Consider the following 19,341-nt stretch of genomic DNA (forward strand, 5'->3'; position numbering starts at 1 on the left):
GACTTGGCAATGGGCCTGCCGTCAGAGCAGGCCGTGCTTGTGGAGCAGACGGTAGAAGGTTGGCCTGGAAATACCGAGGGCCCGCGCGGCTTCGCTCAGATTGTTGGTGTGTTGGCGTAATGCCTCACCCAGCGCTTGTCGTTCGGCCTGAAGCCGGTAGTACTCCAAGGTATGCAGCGAGCCTCGGTGGTCCACCGATACCGCCAACCCCATGTCTTCGGCCTCGATCTGTCGCCCTTCCGCCAGGACCAGCCCGCGCCGCACCCGGTTGGCCAGCTCACGAATATTGCCTGCCCAGGGATGGTCGAGCATGGCTTGAATGGCCGTTTCGCTGAAACTTCGGGGCCTTCGACCGGTTTCGCTGCTGTAAAGACGTGCAAAATGCGCAGCCAGCTGGGGCAAGTCGGTCAACCTCTCGCGCAGAGGGGGCATGCGAATCTGCAATACGTTCAGGCGGTAATACAGATCCTCGCGGAACCTACCCTCCCGGATAGCCTGCTCAAGGTCGATATGGGTGGCCGACAGCACACGCACATTGACCGCTATCGGTCGACTACCACCCACGCGCTCAATGTGTTTTTCCTGAAGGAACCGCAGCAGGTTGGCCTGGAGTTCCAGCGGCAGGTCCCCGATTTCATCGAGCAGCAACGTGCCACCGTCCGCTGCCTCTATCCGCCCGACCTTGCGTTGATGGGCGCCGGTAAAGGCCCCCTTCTCATGGCCGAACAACTCGGACTGGATGAGGTTCTCGGGAATGGCGCCGCAATTGATGGCCACAAATGCCTCGCCTGCACGGCGCGAAAGATTATGCAGGGCACGCGCCACCACTTCCTTTCCGGTGCCGCTCTCGCCGCGGATCATCACGGGCGAGTCAGTCGGGGCAAAGCGGGTAATCAGCCTTCGAATCTCCGACATCGCCCGGCTTTCCCCCAACAGGTCATCCCAGGGGCCACGCTGCTCGTCGGTCCTCTGCCGAAGCCGTGACATGCCATACGCACGCCCCAGCGCAATGCGGATGCGTGCCTCGTCGAGCGGTAGGGTGTGGAAGTCGAAGAACCACTCGTAGATGAAATCACGCACCCGTTGCAACGGTAGAAGTTCGGCGCTCAGCACGGCGATCCACTCCCCCGCGTTCTGCAACAGCAAGGCACGAATGCGCTCCAGACGGCCTAGGCTCTGTCCATCCAGGCGGACCATTCCTACGTGAAAGTCGCGTGCGGAGGCGTCTTCCAGGCTCGCACTGCTCACTTCCCATCCCGCAGCCCGAAGTGCTGGCAGCAGGCGCCTACAGGCATCACAGGGGTCAACCATGAGCAGGCGCCGGACCCCGTTTGTTGCATCCTGCATGTCCGTTCCTTGGCAGTGGTTCGTCGCTGCTGGCGTAGCGACATAACGGTAGCAAGGAATGGCGGGCCGGCTTGTCCGCCTGTCTATTTATTAGGGCCTGTCATGTAGGCGCCAAAAAGATTCGGCAGCGCGACGTAAGCGTGACCTTTTGCGGATTGGAATTATCCAAAAGTCGTAAGGCACATGATTGAACTGTTACTTCCCCGGATTCCGTTTTTGGAGAGTAATCGCATGACAGCGCTCCGCACCAACGAAGCACTCTTGATCGCCTGCCGAGCTTTTCAGCCGTTGCAGTGCATTGCCTGGGCGACCGACTACACAGGCGAGCTGAGCCTGACAGTCATAGACAAGACCACCGCTAGCGTTGTGGGGCGTTCCCGGATGTCACGCCTGGACTATGCCGACACGGAGCACTTGGGAAATGTGTTGGCCGAGGCTCGCAGGCAACTGGCTGACGAGGGGATCGTGCTGGGTCCCTGGCAGATTCCCGAGTAACAACGCAGCGCTTTAACGGCACAGCATGGAAAAGGGCCCTGCTGCAGTTGCAGCAGGGCCCTTTCGGTTCCGCACGAATCAGAAGCGCTCGATATCCGCCTCACGCTGCAAGCGCGCACGGTAGGCTGCGAAATCGTCCTGACCGGCACGCGACGCCAGGAAGCGCTGATACATCCGTGCCTCGTTGTCGTCCAGCACTTCCGTCGGCTCACTGACTCCGGTCAGACGCAGCAGAACGTAGTCACCATTGCCGAGCGCGATACCGGCGAACTGCGGCTTCTGGGCTTGCTCAGGTTTGGGCATGCGGAACAGAGTCTGCAGTACTTGAGGTTCAACCCCTTCCAGAGAGCGGGTGGCCGCCTCGAAAACCTGCCAGCTGCTCTCCTGGGTGGACGGGGTCTGGCCTTCGCGCAGATTGGCAAGCAGCGCTTCGCCCTGGCTCTTGGCAGCTTCAGCTGCGGATTCGCGCTGCAGGGTTGCCCGCACACTGCCCGCCACTTGTTCCAGGTTCATACGCTGGGGCTGACGATGCTCTTTTACGCGCATCACCATGATGGTCTCGGCGTCCAATTCCAGCGCCTGGCTGTTGGCGCCGCTTTCCAGAAGATCCGGGCTGAAAGCCTGCTGGATCACTTGCCGGTTGGCTGTGATGCCAGAGCTGCCGCCCTCGCGCCCGAAAGGCTCGCTGGTCTGCACCTGCAGACCCAGCTCCTGCGCCGGCTGCTGCAAATCAGCCGCTTCGAAGGCCAGGTTCTCCAGCTCACGTACCGCCTCGACGAAACGCTGCTCGACCTTCTCGGCCTTCAGGTCACGCTCAAGCTTGTCCTTGAGGGCGGCGAAGCTGGGCACGTCGGCGGCCTGGGAATCGAGCAACTTGATCAGGTGCCAGCCAAACTCGGTCCGCACCGGCGCAGATACTTCGCCTTTTTTCAGTGCGAACAGCACCGATTCGAACTCCGGGTCGTAGACACCCGGGCCGGCGAAGCCGAGATCTCCGCCATCAGCCGCCGAGCCGGTATCTTCCGACGCCTCACGGGCCAGGACGGCGAAATCCTCACCCTGATCGAGGCGCTGGCGCAGCGCTTCGATCTGCTTGCGTGCCTCGTCGCTGCTACGCGCATCACCCGCTTCAATCAGGATGTGCGCGGCGCGACGCTGTTCAGCCAGGTTGGCGATCTCTGCCTGGTAACGGGAACGCAGCTCTTCCTCGCTGGTGCTCACCTGGTCGAAGAAGCTGTCCTTCTTGAGCTCGACGTACTCGATGACCACCTGCTCGGGGGTCATGAATCGCTGAGCATTCTGTTCGTAATAGGCGGCCACCTGCTCGTCGGTGACGTCAACCTCATTGGTATCGGCCTTGATGCGATACAGCGCGAAATCACGGGTCTGCTTGTCCAGTCGCACGAAGTCGCGCACTTCTTGCTCGGTCACGAAACCACTGCCAGCAACCGCCGCCTGCAACTGGCCAATAAGCATCTCTTCTTCAAGCATCTGCCGGAACTGCAGACGGCCGTAGCCCATCTGGCGGATGACCTGGTCGAAGCGCGCTGGACTGAAGCGGCCGTTCTCCTGGAATTCCGGGGTCTGCAGAATGACCTGATCGAGCGCTGCCTGGGAAAGAGCGAAATCGGATTCCTGGGCAGCCTGCACCAGCAAACGACGGTCGATCAGATCGCTGAGTGCCGCATTGCGCAGCAGCTGCTCATCGATCAGAGAGGTATCGAAATCTCGACCAAACTGCTGAAGCAGCTGGCGACGCTGCATTTCGACAGCCTGGTTGAGTTCGGAAAGACTGATCTCTTCCCCGTTCACCTCGGCGGCAGTCTGCTGGTTTCCGGCACTGTTGAAAATGGCTTCGAAGCCGGTCAGTGCCAGCAATACGATGATGAGACCGATGATGGTCTTGGCAATCCACCCCTGTGAATTGTCCCTGATATTTTGCAGCATGCATCCCCCAGTAACGACCGTTCTACGGCCAGGCTGCGCGAGTGAAGCCCGGAAAGTACAAAGGCGCACCGGAGGGATGCGCCTTCGCGATAACCACGGAGTGGGAGGACTCTAGTTCGGATCCCCCATCTGACAAGCCCAGGCCGCCAGAGTACCCCGCTGCCAGGCCGGTGCGGCCTGGCAATTCGAAAGACGCTTAGTTTACGGCGTCTTTCAGTGCCTTGCCCGGCTTGAAGCTCGGGATCTTGGCAGCTTCGATCTTGATCGGCTTGCCAGTCTGCGGGTTGCGACCGGTACGTGCCGCGCGTTCCTTGACAGCGAAGGTACCGAAGCCCACCAGGACCACGGAATCACCTGCCTTCAGAGCACCAGTGACGGATTCGATCACAGCGTCCAGCGCACGACCAGCAACGGCTTTCGGGATATCAGCAGATGCGGCGATGGCATCGATCAGTTCCGACTTGTTCACTCTAAGTCCCCTTATCTAACTTTAATGAAGTTATTTTTTACAGTTAACTTGATTTCGCAGAACAACCTGTACACGCAGCGACAATTAACCAGCGCCGAAAATCGTGTCGAGGGAGGCCTTTCGGCTAATGCGTGCTGATTCTCTCCTTGGAATCAGTCTCGCGGGTTTCATCCTTGGCTACCATGTCCGGAGCCGCATCAGGCAAGGGCTCCGGGGCGTATTGCAGCGCAATTTGCAGGACCTCGTCAATCCATTTGACGGGCTTGATTTGCAGATCCTGTTTGATGTTTTCAGGAATCTCCTTCAAATCCCGCAGGTTTTCCTCGGGAATGATCACCGTCTTGATGCCGCCGCGGCGAGCCGCGAGGAGTTTCTCCTTCAGCCCGCCAATTGCCAGGACCTGGCCGCGCAAGGTGATTTCGCCCGTCATGGCCACATCGGCGCGCACCGGGATCTGGGTCAGCGCCGACACCAGGGCCGTGCACAGACCGATGCCAGCACTGGGACCATCCTTCGGGGTTGCTCCCTCGGGCATGTGGATGTGCACGTCGCGCTTCTCATGAAAATCCAGAGGGATACCCAGGCTCTTGGCACGGCTGCGCACCACGGTCAGGGCGGCGGTCATGGACTCGGCCATCACATCGCCCAGCGAACCGGTCTTGATCAGTTGGCCCTTCCCTGGCACCACTGCGGTTTCGATGGTCAGCAGCTCGCCGCCCACCTGTGTCCAGGCGAGTCCGGTGACCTGCCCCACCTGGTCTTCCTGCTCGGCCAGCCCATACCGGTACTTGCGCACACCCAGATAATGCTCGAGCGACTCCGGCGTCACCTCCACCTGGAAGCGCTTTTCCTTGATGTTCTCTTTCACCACCTTGCGACAGACCTTGGCGATCTGGCGTTCAAGACCGCGCACACCTGCTTCCCGGGTGTAGTAGCGAATGACGTCGCGGATCGTTTCCTCGCTGACCGTCAGCTCGCTCGGCTTGAGGCCATTGGCGCGAATCTGCTTGGGCAGCAGGTATTTGGTAGTGATGTTGACCTTCTCGTCCTCGGTGTAACCCGGCAGGCGAATGACTTCCATACGATCCAGCAACGGCGCCGGAATGTTCATGGAGTTCGAGGTGCATACGAACATCACATCCGAAAGGTCGTAGTCGACTTCCAGGTAGTGGTCATTGAAATGGTGGTTCTGCTCGGGATCCAGCACTTCCAGCAAAGCCGAGGCCGGATCGCCTCGCATGTCACTGCCGAGCTTGTCGATCTCATCCAGCAGGAACAGCGGGTTGCGCACGCCGCCCTTGGTCATCTTCTGAATCAGGCGCCCCGGCATGGAACCGATGTAGGTACGGCGGTGGCCACGAATCTCGGCCTCGTCGCGAACGCCACCCAGCGCCATGCGCACGAACTTGCGGTTGGTGGAACGCGCAATGGACTTCTCGCGTCCGACGAACAGCGGGATCACCATGTGTGGATAGACCACGACATCACGCAACGGCAGGAGTGGCAATTCGATGGTTTTCTTCATAACTGGACTCTGCGACGGCCGGTGGCCGTGATCGGTGGGTTGCCCTTGCCGCCAAGATGAGGGCGAACCTGAAAAAACACAAGCAAGGGACCTTAATGAAGAAGGGGCCCGCAGGCCCCTTTTTCTCACGCGTCCGGCGCTGCCTTGGCGGTAGGCTCGCTGTTCTCGTAGATGAGCAGCGGCTTGGAGGTGCCTTCGATGACGTTTTCATCGATCACCACCTTGCTGACGTCGCCCTGCGAGGGGATCTCGTACATGGTATCCAGCAGGATGCCTTCGAGGATGGAGCGCAGGCCACGCGCACCAGTCTTGCGCTCGAGCGCGCGGCGCGCCACGGCGCGCAACGCATCGGGACGGAACTCCAGGTCGACACCTTCCATCTCGAACAGCTTGGCGTACTGCTTGGTCAGCGCATTCTTCGGCTCGGCGAGGATTTCGATCAGCGCAGCTTCGTCCAGCTCTTCGAGGGTGGCGATTACCGGCAGGCGACCGACGAACTCGGGAATCAGCCCGAACTTGACCAGATCGTCCGGCGTGACCTCGCGCAGCGAATCACCGACCGACTTGCCGGCATCCTTGCTGCGCACTTCGGCCGTGAAGCCGATGCCACCCTTGGTGGAGCGACCCTGGATGACCTTCTCCAGCCCGGCGAAGGCGCCACCGCAGATGAACAGGATGTTGCGAGTGTCCACCTGCAGGAATTCCTGCTGCGGATGCTTGCGACCACCTTGCGGCGGAACGGAGGCAACCGTGCCCTCGATCAGCTTGAGTAGCGCCTGCTGCACGCCCTCACCCGAGACATCACGGGTGATCGACGGGTTGTCCGACTTACGTGAGATCTTGTCGATCTCGTCGATGTAGACGATGCCCATCTGGGCCTTTTCCACGTCGTAGTCGCACTTCTGCAACAGCTTCTGGATGATGTTCTCCACGTCCTCGCCCACGTAACCGGCTTCGGTCAGCGTGGTGGCATCGGCGATGGTGAACGGCACATTCAGCAGGCGCGCCAGGGTTTCGGCCAGCAGTGTCTTGCCCGAACCGGTCGGGCCGATCAGCAGGATGTTGCTCTTGCCGAGCTCGACATCATCCTTCTTGTCCCGCTGGTTGAGGCGCTTGTAGTGGTTGTAGACAGCGACGGCCAGAATCTTCTTGGCACGCTCCTGACCGATCACATACTGATCGAGGATCGCACTGATCTCCTTGGGCGTCGGCAATTTGTGCGCATTGCTCTCGGCCTGTGCTTCCTGCACCTCCTCGCGGATGATGTCGTTGCACAGATCTACGCACTCGTCGCAGATAAAGACAGAGGGTCCGGCGATCAGCTTGCGCACTTCGTGCTGGCTCTTGCCGCAGAAGGAGCAATAAAGCAGCTTGCCGTTGTCCTCGCCATTGCGGGTATCAGTCATTCGGTCAATCCAATACGGTAGGCGTGAAACACAAGATGAGGGCAATCAGGGGCATTTTCAACCCTGCGGCGACCGGATATCCGACCGCCGCACACAGAATTACAGCGCCAGTCGACGCTCGAGCACCTGGTCGATCAGTCCGTATTTGACCGCTTCTTCGCCGCTCATGAAGTTGTCCCGGTCGGTATCGCGGGCGATCACATCGATCGGCTGGTTGCAGTGGTGAGCCAGGATCTTGTTCAGACGCTCGCGGATGGTCAGGATTTCCCGGGCATGGATCTCGATGTCAGACGCCTGGCCCTGGAAACCGCCCAGGGGCTGGTGAATCATCATGCGCGAATGCGGCAGGCAGTAACGCTTGCCGGCGGCGCCGCCAGCCAGCAGCAGCGCACCCATGCTGCAGGCCTGGCCGATGCAGTAGGTGGTGACGTCCGGCTTGATGAACTGCATGGTGTCGTAGATCGACATGCCGGCGGTCACCGAACCGCCCGGCGAGTTGATGTACAGGTGGATATCCTTGTCGGGGTTCTCGGCTTCCAGGAACAGCAGCTGGGCAACCACCAGGTTGGCCATGTAGTCCTCGACCTGGCCGACCAGGAAGATCACCCGCTCCTTGAGCAGGCGGGAATAGATGTCGTAGGCGCGCTCGCCACGAGCGGACTGCTCGATCACCATCGGCACCAGGCCACCGGCGGCCTGGATTTCAGGCATTTGCATAAAGGAATTGCGGGACATTTCCAGCGATCGCTCCCTATTGAACGGTCCTAAAGACACATAAGCCAGCGCTAGGCTGGCTTATGCGGTGCTCGAGCGGGGGGAAGAATCAGGCGACTTGCGGAGCTTCCGCCGGCTTGACAGCTTCTTCGTAGGAGACCGACTTGTCGGTTACCTTGGCCTTACCGAGGACAGTATCTACAACTTGTTCTTCCAGTACAACCGAGCGCACTTCGTTCAGCTGCTTCTCGTTCTTCAGGTACCAGGCCACCACCTGCTCGGGCTCCTGGTAGGCCGAAGCCATTTCCTCGATCAGCGCACGGACGCGGGTTTCGTCGGGCTTCAGCTCGTTCTGCTTGACTACCTCGGCGATGATCAGACCCAGCACCACGCGACGCTTGGCCTGCTCCTCGAAAAGCTCGGCGGGCAGGTTTTCCGGCTTGATGTTGCCACCGAACTGCTGGACTGCCTGCACACGCAGACGGTTCACTTCGTCGGCGACCAGTGCCTTGGGCACTTCAACCGGGTTGGTTTCCAGCAGACCTTCCATGACCTGGTTCTTCACCTTGGTCTTGATGGCCTGGCGCAGCTCGCGCTCCATATTCTTGCGGACTTCGGCGCGGAAGCCTTCCAGACCGCCTTCCTTCACACCGAACAGGGCGAAGAAGGCGTCGTTCAGTTCCGGCAGTGCCGGGGCCGCGACGGCAGTCACGTTGACAGTGAATTCGGCAGTCTTGCCGGCCAGATCCAGGTTCTGGTAGTCCTCGGGGAAGGTCGGGTTGATAACGCGCTCTTCACCGGCCTTGACGCCAACCAGGGCGTCTTCGAAGCCCGGGATCATGCGACCCGAACCGAGAACCAGCGGCACACCCTTGGCGGAACCGCCAGCAAAGGCCTCGCCGTCGATCTTGCCCACGAAGTCGATGGTGATCTGGTCGCCGTTCTCGGCAGCGCGTTCGACAGCTTCGAAACGGGTGTTCTGCTTGCGCAGCACGTCCAGCATGGTGTCGACATCGGCATCGCCGACTTCAGCCTGCGGACGCTCCACGGCAATGCCTTCGAAGCCAGCCAGTTTGATTTCCGGGAACACTTCGAACGTGGCAACGTATTCCAGATCCTTGCCCTTTTCGAACACCTTCGGCTCGATGGACGGGGCGCCGGCCGGGTTCAGTTTCTGCTCGACCACGGCTTCGTAGAAGGTTTCCTGGATCAGATCACCCAGGGCCTCCTGACGGGCAGCACCTTCGTAACGCTGACGAATGACGCTCATCGGCACCTTGCCCGGGCGGAAGCCGGGGACCTTGGCGCGACGGGCGGTCTGCTGCAGGCTCTTGTCGACTGCGGACTCGATGCGTGCGGCCGGCACGCCGACAGTCATCCGGCGCTCAAGAGCGGAGGTGGCTTCTACAGAAACTTGCATGGATATTCCTCGTTGCACAGACGTGGTGCCGGCCGTTCCGGCTTGATCAAGGGCATGCATTCTAGATGCACCCCGGGTGGAAGTCACCCCATGGAACGGATCGGCAGAAAGGGGCGGCGGGAGCGCTCAAACGCAGCACGACAGCGCTTCCCGACCTGTCAAAAATCGCAGGGCGGCGATTCTAGCCGGCGAAAGACAGGCTTGTATACCGAGGCGTGGAGCTCAGGCGTGCACGCTCGTGTTCATCGAGCCATGGGGCATGTGCAGCTCGTCGATGGCCTGGATCAAGCCGCAGGCCAGCGCCTCGTCCGGACTGATGATGCGCGGCGCCGCGGTGAGGTAGGTGGCAACGTCCAGGGGCTCGGCCGCTCCCCGGGTGCGCTCCAGGACAATCTGCTCATACAGGAAGCGGTCGTGATCCATGCTCATCGCGTATTCCGTCATGCGCGCATGGTCGATCGCGCCATGCAGCGTCCAGTGGAAAGGGTGAAACAGGAACTTGCTGAACCGACTCGCCGTGCGCCGCTCCCCGGCAAGGAAGATGATGTTGCCCATGGATTCCACAGTACCCAGGTTGTGGGTATGCACCGGAACCGGCAGCGACATCAGGAAATTGAACAGCGAAAAGCCGTAGCTGCACTCCCCGCCCATCGTCGCGATCTTGATCACCAGCTCGCTGGCTTCCTGCTGCACCGCCTTGGTGCATTTATCGATCAACTGTCCGGTAGTGGAAGAATTGATCGGGCCGGTGAAATGCACGACATAACTGGTCATCTCGCAACCGCTCAACGCCGCTCGTAACGCTTAAGGATCTCCGCCATGCTGCCGAAATCCTGCGCCGGCAGGGCCTCCAGCATGCGCAGCACCGCCTCGCTGGCACCGTTCTCCCTGGCCTTGCGAATCAACCGATCGCGATCAGCGGGAAAATCCAGGCCGTGCAGATAGCGACTGACCTGATCATCCGGCGCAGGTTTTTTTTCAAGGCTCATACACCACCCCAATTGTTCAACTTCCCTTTTCCTTCAAAGGTATGGAACCGCTCTCCAGCCAAGCAGTTCGGCAAACGCAGCTGCCAGCGGACGGGCGGCGAGACCCGGTTTGCCCGCCATGGCTTCGCTGTCTACGCTCAAAAGCACTTTGGCGCAGCCTTGGCTGTGTGGCGCCTGCGCAGGCAAGACCTTCGGGCGCAGCGCCCGATGCAACGGGACGGGAGCAAGCACCATGCCGATGCCTATGCCGGTCTCGCGCCGGGCTCAATACCGCGCGCTGACCCTGTCCACTTTCGCCTTCACGCTCTGTTTCGCAGTCTGGACGGTCTTTTCCATTCTGGGCCTGCAGATCAAGAACGAATTCACCCTTAGCGACACCCAGCTTGGCCTGCTGATGGCCACACCGGTGCTCTCGGGCTCGCTGACCCGCCCCCTACTGGGCTGGCTGACCGACCGTTACGGTGGTCGCTGGGTCTTCGGCCTGCTGATGCTGGTTTCCGCGCTGTGCATCTATCTGCTGACCTTCGCCAGCAGCTACCCAATGCTGTTGATCGGCGCGCTGGGCATCGGCCTGGCCGGCGGTGGTTTCAGCGTCGGCGTGGCCTATACCTCGGCCTGGTTCGAACCTGAACGCCAGGGCACGGCGCTGGGCATCTTCGGTGCCGGCAACGTGGGCGCTGGCTTGACCAACTTCGTCGCGCCCTTCCTGCTGCTGGCACTCGGCTGGCAAGGCACCGCCCTGGTCTATGCCAGCGTGCTGGCAGCCACGGGACTGGGCTTTATCCTGCTGGCCCGCCCCGATCCGCAGAGCAGCCAGCGCCGCGCCGAGGCGATGCCCCTGGCACAGCAACTGGCGCCGCTCGCCGAAATGCGCGTGTGGCGCTTTTCCCTCTATTACTTCTTCGTGTTCGGCGCTTTCATCGCCCTGGCACTCTGGCTGCCCCACTACCTGATGGAGGTCTACGGGCTGAGCCTGGCCGCAGCCGGCATGGTGGCTGCGCTCTATACAGTGCCGGCCTCAGTATTTCGCATCCTGGGCGGCTGGCTGTCGGACCGCTACGGCGCGCGCCGGGTGATGTACTGGACGTTGACCGCCTCGGTGCTCTGTACCTTCCTGCTCAGCTACCCGCCGACCCACTACACCGTCACCGGTGTCGAAGGCGAGATCAGTTTTTCCCTGACCCTCAATGTCGTCGGCTTCGCGCTGCTGACCATGGTGCTGGGCTTCTTCATGTCGCTGGGCAAGGCTGCGGTGTTCAAACACATCCCCGCCTACTACCCCCGTCACGTCGGCATCGTCGGCGGCGTGGTGGGCATGGTCGGCGGCCTGGGCGGCTTCTTCCTGCCGCTGACCTTCGGCATGCTCAACGATGTGGTCGGCATCTGGCAGAGCACCTTCATGCTGCTGTTCCTGATCGCCGCCGGCGCTTTGGCCTGGATGCATTACGCGATCCGCATGGCCGAGCGGGTCGAGTGGCCGGCGCAGCGCGAAATCAGCGACCTGCCGGAACTGTCCACCCCCGGCAGCCTGGTGCTGCGGGACTGGCGCCCGGAGGACCCCACTTTCTGGAGCGAAACCGGCGAGCGCATTGCCCGGCGCAACCTGTGGATCTCGATTCCTAACCTGCTGCTGGGCTTCGCCATCTGGATGGTCTGGTCGGTGGTGGTCGCCCGGCTGCCCCAGGTGGGCTTCGACTACACCCCTAACCAGCTGTTCTGGCTGGCCGCCCTGCCCGGCCTGTCCGGCGCGACACTGCGCATCTTCTACAGCTTCATGGTGCCGATTTTCGGAGGCAGACGCTGGACCGCGCTGTCGACCGCTTCGCTGTTGCTGCCGGCGCTGTGGATCGGCGTCGCCGTGCAGAACCCGGACACCCCATACCTGGTGATGCTGATCCTCGCCCTGCTCTGCGGCCTGGGCGGCGGCAATTTCTCCTCCAGCATGGCCAACATCTCCTTCTTCTACCCCAAGGCCTCCAAGGGCAAGGCCATGGGTCTGAATGCCGGCCTTGGCAACCTGGGCGTCAGCGTCATGCAATTCCTGGTGCCGGTCGTCATCACCATGGGTGTGTTCGGCGCCCTGGGCGGCGAGCCGGCGTTGACGGAAAGCGGCCAGCCGCTGTGGCTGCAGAACGCCGGATTCATCTGGGTACCCTTCATACTCCTGGCCACCCTGGCGGCCTGGTTCGGCATGAACGACATCGCCAGTGCCAAGTCCTCGTTCGCCGACCAACTGGTGATCTTCAAGCGCAAGCACACCTGGCTGATGAGCGTGCTGTACACCGGCACCTTCGGCAGCTTCATCGGCTTTTCCGCCGCCTTCCCACTGCTGGCCGGCAACCTGTTCCCCGGGGTTGATGTGCTGAAGTTCGCCTTCCTCGGTCCGCTGGTCGGAGCCCTGAGCCGCGCAATGTCCGGCGGACTGGCCGATCGCTTCGGCGGCGCGCGGGTAAGTTTCTGGGTATACGTGGCCATGGCCGCGTGCGTGCTGGGCGTGCTGTTCTTCCTCGAGGCGCGCAGCTTCGCCGGTTTCTTCGCCATGTTCCTGCTGCTGTTCTTCTTCTCCGGCGTGGGCAACGCCAGTACCACCCAGATGATCCCGGCGATCTTTCGACACCAGACGCCCCGCCTGAACCCCCAGCTACCGCCCGCCGAGCAGCAACGCCAGGCGGAGAAGGAGTCCGCCGCCGCGGTCGGCTTCATCTCGGCGGTGGCCGCCTACGGCGCGTTCTTCATCCCCAAGGCCTACGGCACATCGCTGGCTCTAACCGGCAGCGCGGCGGCGGCACTGTACGGCTTCATCCTTTTCTACGGCCTGTGCATCGCTCTGACCTGGTTCTACTACACCCGCCGCTCTGCGGAGGTGCCCTGCTGACGCTTCAGCACCCAGCGGGGTCTGCCTGAGCCCCGTTCAGGAGGAAAAACATGAGTCATTTCATTGACCGCCTGAAGTACCTCACCAAGCGCCCGCCGGAGTTCGCCGACGGCCATGGCGAAACCCGTGACGAAAACCGCGAATGGGAAGATGGTTATCGCCAGCGCTGGCAGTACGACAAGATCGTCCGCTCCACCCACGGGGTGAACTGCACCGGCTCGTGCAGCTGGAAGGTCTACGTGAAGAACGGCCTGGTCACCTGGGAAACCCAACAGACCGATTACCCACGCACCCGCCCCGACCTGCCCAACCACGAACCGCGTGGCTGTCCGCGCGGCGCCAGCTACAGCTGGTACCTCTACAGCGCCAACCGGCTCAAGTACCCGCTGATCCGCAAACCTCTCATCCAGCTATGGCGGGCAGCGCTGGAGCAGCACAAGGACCCGGTGGACGCCTGGGCGAGCATCGTCGAAGACCCGGCCAAGACCCGCCTGTACAAGCACGATCGCGGGCACGGCGGTTTCGTGCGCGCCGACTGGGACGAGATGCAGACGCTGATCGCCGCGGCCAACGTCTACACCGTCAAGCAGTACGGCCCGGACCGGGTGATCGGCTTCTCGCCGATTCCGGCCATGTCCATGGTCAGCTACGCGGCCGGCACCCGTTACCTGTCGCTGATCGGCGGGGTGTGCCTCTCCTTCTACGACTGGTACTGCGACCTGCCGCCCTCCAGCCCGCAGACCTGGGGCGAGCAGACCGACGTGCCGGAATCCGCCGACTGGTACAACTCCGGCTACATCATCGCCTGGGGCTCCAACGTGCCGCAGACGCGCAGCCCGGACGCGCACTTCTTCACCGAGGTGCGCTACAAGGGCACCAAGACGGTGGCCATCACCCCGGACTATGCGGAAGTCTCCAAGCTCTGCGACGAGTGGCTGAGCCCCAAGCAGGGCACCGACGCGGCGCTGGCCATCGCCATGGGCCACGTGATCTTCAAGGAATTCCACCTGGAGAACCCCAGCGGCTACTTCACCGACTATGTCCGCCGCTACACCGACCTGCCGATGCTGGTTGAGCTGGAACTGCGTGACGACGGCAGCTATGTGCCCGGCCGGCAACTGCGCGCCAGCGACTTCGTCGCCAACCTGGGGCAGAACAACAACCCGCAATGGAAGACGGTCGCCTGGGACGAGACCGGCGACCGCCTGGTGGTGCCGCGCGGTTCCATCGGCTTTCGCTGGGGCGAAGACGGCCGCTGGAACCTGGAGCCCCTGGACGCCAAGGGCGAGCCCGTATCCCTGGCGCTGTCCCTGCTGGGCCGGCATGACGACGTGGCCCGGGTTGCCTTCCCCTATTTCGGCGGCATCGAGCATCAGCACTTCCCCCATGTGAAGGTGCGCGACGTGCTCTACCACCACCTGCCTGCCAAGCGGCTCAAGCGCGCCGATGGCAGCACGGTGCTGGCGGTGACGGTGTTCGATCTGGTGGCCGCCAACCACGGCATCGACCGGGGTCTGCAAGCCACGGTCGGCGGCAGTGGCACCGATGATGGCGCCACCGACTACGATCAGCCCAAGCCCTATACGCCGGCCTGGCAGGAAGCCATCACCGGTGTGCCGGCGGCCCAGGTAACCCGGCTGGCACGCGAGTTCGCCCAGAATGCCGACCGGACCCATGGCCGTTCGATGATCATCGTAGGCGCCGGGGTGAATCACTGGTATCACATGGACATGACCTACCGTGGGCTGATCAACCTGCTGATCCTATGCGGGTGCGTCGGGCAGAGCGGTGGTGGCTGGGCGCATTACGTCGGCCAGGAGAAGCTGCGCCCGCAGACCGGCTGGACGCCGCTGGCTTTCTCCCTCGACTGGCACCGGCCGCCACGCCACATGAACGGCACCTCGTTCTTCTACAACCATTCCAGCCAATGGCGCTTCGAGAAGCTCAAGGTTCGCGAGATCCTCTCGCCGCTGGCGCCGCCGGAGAAGTACAGCGGCAGCCTGATCGACTACAACGTGCGCGCCGAACGCATGGGCTGGCTGCCCTCGGCCCCCCAACTGGATCGCAATCCACTGCGCCTGGCCGCCGAGGCCCGCGCCGCCGGCAAAAGCACCGCGGATCATGTGGTCGATCAGCTGAAAAGCGGCGCGCTGCGTTTCGCCGCCGAGGACCCGGACAACCCGGCCAACTTCCCGCGCAACCTGTTCGTCTGGCGTTCCAACCTGCTGGGCTCTTCCGGCAAGGGCCACGAATACATGCTGCGCTACCTGCTCGGCACCCGCCACGACCTGCTGGGCAACGACCTGAGCAAGGGCGGCGGCGAGAAGCCCGAGGAAGTCGTCTGGCGCGACGACCCCGGCGAGGGCAAGCTCGACCTGCTGGTGACCCTGGACTTCCGCATGTCCACCACCTGCCTGTACTCGGACATCGTGCTGCCCACCGCCACCTGGTACGAGAAGAACGACCTCAATACCTCGGACATGCATCCGTTCATCCACCCGCTGACCGCCGCCACCGACCCGGCGTGGGAGGCGCGCAGCGACTGGGATATCTACGACGGCATCGCCAAGGCCTTCTCGCGCGTCTGCCTCGGCCACCTGGGCGAGGAAACCGACCTGGTCACCGTTCCACTGCTGCATGACAGCCCCGGCGAACTGGCGCAGCCCGAGGTGCTGGACTGGAAGCGCGGCGAATGCGAGCCGATTCCCGGCAAGACGATGCCGTCGCTGGTCGAGGTGCAGCGCAACTATCCCCAGACGTGGGAGCGCTTCAGCTCGGTGGGACCGCTGCTGGACACCCTGGGCAACGGCGGCAAGGGTATCACCTGGAAAACCGAGGACGAGGTCGAACTGCTCGGCAAGCTCAACTACCGCAAGCCGGACGGTCCGGCCAAAGGCCGCCCGCGCCTCGCCTCGGCCACCGACGCCGCCGAGATGATCCTCACCCTCGCCCCGGAAACCAACGGCAACGTGGCGGTCAAGGCCTGGGCGGCGCTGTCACGGATCACCGGCCGCGATCACACCCACCTGGCGCTGCCCAAGGATGACGAGAAGATCCGCTTCCGCGACCTGGTCGCCCAGCCGCGCAAGATCATCTCCAGCCCCACCTGGTCCGGCCTGGAGGACGAGCATGTCTCCTACAACGCCGGCTACACCAACGTTCACGAGCTGATCCCCTGGCGCACCCTCAGCGGCCGCCAGCAGCTGTACCAGGACCATCCCTGGATGCGCGATTTCGGCGAAAGCCTGATGGTCTACCGCCCGCCCATCGACACCCGTGCGCCAGCGGCGGTAGCCGAGCACAAGGCGATCAGCAACGGCAACCCGGAAATCCTCCTCAACTGGATCACTCCGCACCAGAAGTGGGGCATCCACTCCACCTACAGCGACAACCTGCTGATGCAGGAACTGTCGCGTGGCGGGCCGATCGTGTGGATCTCGGAAACCGATGCCGCGCGCATCGGCCTGGAAGACAACGAATGGGTCGAGCTGTACAACGCCAACGGCGCGGTGGCCGCCCGGGCGGTAGTCAGCCAGCGGGTCAAGCCCGGCATGGTGCTGATGTACCACGCCCAGGAGCGCCTGCTGAACACCCCCGGCAGCGAGATCTCCGGCACCCGGGGCGGCATCCACAACTCGGTGACCCGCGTGTGCCCCAAGCCCACCCACATGATTGGCGGCTACGCCCAGCTGTCCTACGGGTTCAACTACTACGGCACGGTCGGCTCCAACCGCGACGAGTTCGTCATCGTGCGCAAGATGAAGCATGTGAAGTGGCTGGATGGCGAAGGCAACGACTACACCCAGGAGGCCGTGAAATGAAGATTCGCTCGCAAGTCGGCATGGTCATGAACCTGGACAAGTGCATCGGCTGCCACACCTGCTCGATCACCTGCAAGAACGTCTGGACCAGCCGCGAAGGCATCGAATACGCCTGGTACAACAACGTCGAGACCAAGCCCGGCATTGGCTATCCCAAGGAGTGGGCCAACCAGAAGCGCTGGCGCGGCGGCTGGGTGCGCAACGCCGACGGCAGCATCAACCCGCGCATCGGCGGCAAGTGGCGGGTTCTGGCGAACATCTTCGCCAACCCGGACCTGCCCGAGATCGACGACTACTACGAACCCTTCACCTTCGACTACCAGCACCTGCACACCGCCAAGGCCGGCGAGCACCAGCCCACCGCGCGGCCGCGTTCGCGCATCTCCGGGCAGCGCATGCGCAAGATCGAATGGGGACCGAACTGGGAGGAAATCCTCGGCACCGAGTTCGCCAAACGCCGCAAGGATGTCAACTTCGACCAGATACAGGCGGACATCTACGGCCAGTTCGAACACACCTTCATGCTCTACCTGCCGCGCCTGTGCGAGCACTGCCTGAATCCCAGCTGCGTGGCCTCCTGTCCGAGCGGCGCGATCTACAAGCGCGAGGAAGACGGCATCGTGCTGATCGACCAGGACAAGTGCCGTGGCTGGCGCATGTGCATCAGCGGCTGCCCGTACAAGAAGATCTATTACAACTGGAAGAGCGGCAAATCGGAGAAGTGCATCTTCTGCTTCCCGCGCATCGAATCCGGCCAGCCGACCGTGTGCTCGGAAACCTGCGTCGGGCGCATCCGCTACCTGGGCGTGCTGCTGTATGACGCCGACCGTATCGGCGAGGTGGCCGCCGCCGAGGACGAGCGCGACCTCTATCGGCGCCAATGCGACATCTTCCTGGACCCCCACGATCCGGCAGTCATCGAGCAGGCTCGCAAGGACGGCATAGCGGACAACGTGATCGTCGCCGCCCAGGCCTCGCCGGTGTACAAGCTGGCCATGGACTGGGGCCTGGCGCTACCGCTGCACCCAGAGTTCCGGACCCTGCCGATGGTCTGGTACGTGCCGCCGCTCTCCCCCATCCAGTCCGCCGCCGAGGCCGGGCACATCGAGTTCGACGGCATCCTGCCAAAAATCGAATCGCTGCGCATTCCGGTGCGCTACCTGGCCAACATGCTCACCGCCGGCGACGAGGCCCCGGTGGTGCTGGCCCTCAAGCGGCTGATGGCGATGCGCGTGTACATGCGCGGCAAGCACGTGGACGGCAACCCCGACAGCCGCGTGCTGGACCAGGTGGGCCTGACCCAGGCGCAGGTCGAGGACATGTACCGCTACCTGGCCATCGCCAACTATGAGGACCGCTTCGTGATTCCCACCGCCCACCGCGAAATGGCCCGCGACGCCTTCCCGGAACGTAACGGCTGCGGCTTCACCTTCGGCAACGGCTGCCAGGGCGGCAACAACGAAGCCAGCCTGTTCGGTGGCCGCAAGGCCACCACCACCCTGGTCAAGCCCGTCGGAGAGTTCGATCCGCTGGAGGACATGCGCCGTGACTAGTCTTGCCGCAACCCAACCCGAGACGTTCCAGGGCCTGCGCAGCCTGCGTGTGCTGGCGCGCCTGCTGGATTACCCGAGCGCCGAGCTGCAGGCGGCCGCCGATGAGCTGGAGGCCGTCCTGCGGGCCGAAGCGCGCTTGCCCGTGCCGCTGCGCCAGCGTCTGGGCGCCTGGTGCCGTGCGCTGGCCGACACCCCGCTGCTGGATCTGCAGGCGAGCTACGTGGCGCTGTTCGACCGTGGGCGTGCCACCTCGCTGCTGCTGTTCGAGCATGTGCATGGCGAATCCCGTGCCCGCGGGCAGGCCATGGTCGACCTGCTGGCCGAGTACGAAGCGGCGGGCTTCCGGATCGCCACCCGGGAGCTGCCGGATCACCTGCCGCTGTTTCTCGAATACCTGTCGACCCGCGATGAGGAGGAGATCGGCCGCTGGCTAGGCGAGATCCGCCACATCCTCGGCCTGCTGGCGGCGCGCCTGGAGGAACGCGGCGCCAGCCATGCGTTGGTACCCCAGGCGCTGCTGGCACTGATCGGGGCCAGCGAGGAGATCGCCCGGCACCGCGCCACGGTGGCCGAGGAAACGCCTGACCACACGCCCCAGGCGCTGGATGCGGTATGGGAGGAGGAAGTCGTGCGCTTCTCCGCCGAGTCCGACCAGGACTGCGCTCTGCAATCCGCCGAGGGCCGCCGTCTGGCCGAGCGCAAGTACCAGGCGACGCCCCAGACCGTCACTCTCATGCCCGCCAGTCCGTCGTCGCCGGCGACGGATAGATAGAAGGAGAG

Annotated in this window: 13 protein-coding genes and 2 pseudogenes; 5 read left to right on the forward strand and 10 right to left on the reverse strand. The window is 63.0% G+C overall.

Going from position 1 to position 19,341, the window contains the following annotated elements; all coding sequences use genetic code 11:
• Positions 1-21: 21 nt before the first annotated feature.
• Positions 22-1,347: a sigma-54 dependent transcriptional regulator gene (locus SF06_RS05925; RefSeq protein WP_039560297.1), complete on the reverse strand. Its 1,326-nt coding sequence runs from the start codon at positions 1,345-1,347 to the stop codon at positions 22-24.
• A gap of 231 nt (positions 1,348-1,578) precedes the next feature.
• Between SF06_RS05925 and SF06_RS05930 the strand changes: the two genes are divergently transcribed.
• Positions 1,579-1,842: a hypothetical protein gene (locus SF06_RS05930; RefSeq protein ID WP_027591386.1), complete on the forward strand. Its 264-nt coding sequence runs from the start codon at positions 1,579-1,581 to the stop codon at positions 1,840-1,842.
• A gap of 78 nt (positions 1,843-1,920) precedes the next feature.
• Here SF06_RS05930 and SF06_RS05935 read toward each other — a convergent pair whose 3' ends face one another.
• From SF06_RS05935 to SF06_RS05970, 9 genes and pseudogenes are all read right to left on the reverse strand, one after another.
• Positions 1,921-3,789 (reverse strand): SurA N-terminal domain-containing protein, encoded by a 1,869-nt coding sequence (locus tag SF06_RS05935; protein WP_039560298.1) that lies wholly within the window; start codon positions 3,787-3,789, stop codon positions 1,921-1,923.
• A gap of 196 nt (positions 3,790-3,985) precedes the next feature.
• Positions 3,986-4,258, reverse strand: coding sequence for an HU family DNA-binding protein (locus tag SF06_RS05940; RefSeq protein ID WP_027591384.1), 273 nt, complete (start codon positions 4,256-4,258; stop codon positions 3,986-3,988).
• Positions 4,259-4,382: 124 nt separating this feature from the next.
• A pseudogene (gene lon, locus SF06_RS05945) lies at positions 4,383-5,693 on the reverse strand (endopeptidase La); the annotation flags it as partial.
• Positions 5,694-5,783, reverse strand: a pseudogene (locus SF06_RS18880) (LON peptidase substrate-binding domain-containing protein); the annotation flags it as partial.
• Between the two features lie 125 nt (positions 5,784-5,908).
• Entirely contained in the window at positions 5,909-7,189 is a 1,281-nt protein-coding gene (clpX, locus tag SF06_RS05950; RefSeq protein WP_027591382.1) for an ATP-dependent Clp protease ATP-binding subunit ClpX, read from the reverse strand.
• A gap of 99 nt (positions 7,190-7,288) precedes the next feature.
• Positions 7,289-7,924, reverse strand: a complete 636-nt coding sequence (gene clpP / locus SF06_RS05955) for an ATP-dependent Clp endopeptidase proteolytic subunit ClpP (protein ID WP_027591381.1) — start codon at positions 7,922-7,924, stop codon at positions 7,289-7,291.
• Between the two features lie 88 nt (positions 7,925-8,012).
• On the reverse strand, positions 8,013-9,323 hold the full coding sequence (gene tig, locus SF06_RS05960) for a trigger factor (RefSeq protein WP_039560299.1): 1,311 nt from the start codon (positions 9,321-9,323) through the stop codon (positions 8,013-8,015).
• A gap of 222 nt (positions 9,324-9,545) precedes the next feature.
• A complete protein-coding gene (locus SF06_RS05965) occupies positions 9,546-10,097 on the reverse strand; it encodes an ATP-dependent Clp protease proteolytic subunit (protein ID WP_027591379.1) in 552 nt (183 codons plus the stop codon).
• An 11-nt stretch (positions 10,098-10,108) separates the two neighbouring features.
• Positions 10,109-10,312, reverse strand: a complete 204-nt coding sequence (locus tag SF06_RS05970) for a DUF2795 domain-containing protein (RefSeq protein WP_037009518.1) — start codon at positions 10,310-10,312, stop codon at positions 10,109-10,111.
• A 244-nt stretch (positions 10,313-10,556) separates the two neighbouring features.
• Here SF06_RS05970 and SF06_RS05975 point away from each other — a divergent pair, with 244 nt between their 5' ends.
• From SF06_RS05975 to narJ, 4 genes are read left to right on the forward strand one after another with little or no spacing between them, the layout of a single operon-like run.
• Positions 10,557-13,187, forward strand: coding sequence for a nitrate/nitrite transporter (locus SF06_RS05975; RefSeq protein WP_211253770.1), 2,631 nt, complete (start codon positions 10,557-10,559; stop codon positions 13,185-13,187).
• A gap of 50 nt (positions 13,188-13,237) precedes the next feature.
• A complete protein-coding gene (locus SF06_RS05980; protein WP_039560301.1) occupies positions 13,238-17,008 on the forward strand; it encodes a nitrate reductase subunit alpha in 3,771 nt (1,256 codons plus the stop codon).
• Positions 17,005-18,561, forward strand: a complete 1,557-nt coding sequence (gene narH / locus SF06_RS05985) for a nitrate reductase subunit beta (protein ID WP_039560302.1) — start codon at positions 17,005-17,007, stop codon at positions 18,559-18,561. The genes SF06_RS05980 and narH overlap by 4 nt, the downstream gene beginning before the upstream one ends.
• Complete coding sequence (narJ, locus tag SF06_RS05990; protein WP_051587488.1) at positions 18,554-19,333, forward strand: nitrate reductase molybdenum cofactor assembly chaperone; 780 nt, start codon at positions 18,554-18,556, stop codon at positions 19,331-19,333. Before narH ends, narJ begins: the two co-directional genes overlap by 8 nt.
• The last annotated feature ends 8 nt before the right edge of the window (positions 19,334-19,341 follow it).

Source organism: Pseudomonas flexibilis (genome assembly GCF_000802425.1).
GTDB lineage: Bacteria > Pseudomonadota > Gammaproteobacteria > Pseudomonadales > Pseudomonadaceae > Serpens > Serpens flexibilis.

What these genes read in the sequence shown, in the direction of transcription:
- SF06_RS05925 (WP_039560297.1), bottom strand. Translation starts at nt 1,347, where the DNA reads ATGCAGGATGCAACAAACGGGGTCCGGCGCCTGCTCATGGTTGACCCC.
- SF06_RS05930 (WP_027591386.1), top strand. Translation starts at nt 1,579, where the DNA reads ATGACAGCGCTCCGCACCAACGAAGCACTCTTGATCGCCTGCCGAGCT.
- SF06_RS05935 (WP_039560298.1), bottom strand. Translation starts at nt 3,789, where the DNA reads ATGCTGCAAAATATCAGGGACAATTCACAGGGGTGGATTGCCAAGACC.
- clpX (WP_027591382.1), bottom strand. Translation starts at nt 7,189, where the DNA reads ATGACTGATACCCGCAATGGCGAGGACAACGGCAAGCTGCTTTATTGC.
- clpP (WP_027591381.1), bottom strand. Translation starts at nt 7,924, where the DNA reads ATGTCCCGCAATTCCTTTATGCAAATGCCTGAAATCCAGGCCGCCGGT.
- tig (WP_039560299.1), bottom strand. Translation starts at nt 9,323, where the DNA reads ATGCAAGTTTCTGTAGAAGCCACCTCCGCTCTTGAGCGCCGGATGACT.
- SF06_RS05965 (WP_027591379.1), bottom strand. Translation starts at nt 10,097, where the DNA reads ATGACCAGTTATGTCGTGCATTTCACCGGCCCGATCAATTCTTCCACT.
- SF06_RS05970 (WP_037009518.1), bottom strand. Translation starts at nt 10,312, where the DNA reads ATGAGCCTTGAAAAAAAACCTGCGCCGGATGATCAGGTCAGTCGCTAT.
- SF06_RS05975 (WP_211253770.1), top strand. Translation starts at nt 10,557, where the DNA reads ATGCCGGTCTCGCGCCGGGCTCAATACCGCGCGCTGACCCTGTCCACT.
- SF06_RS05980 (WP_039560301.1), top strand. Translation starts at nt 13,238, where the DNA reads ATGAGTCATTTCATTGACCGCCTGAAGTACCTCACCAAGCGCCCGCCG.
- narH (WP_039560302.1), top strand. Translation starts at nt 17,005, where the DNA reads ATGAAGATTCGCTCGCAAGTCGGCATGGTCATGAACCTGGACAAGTGC.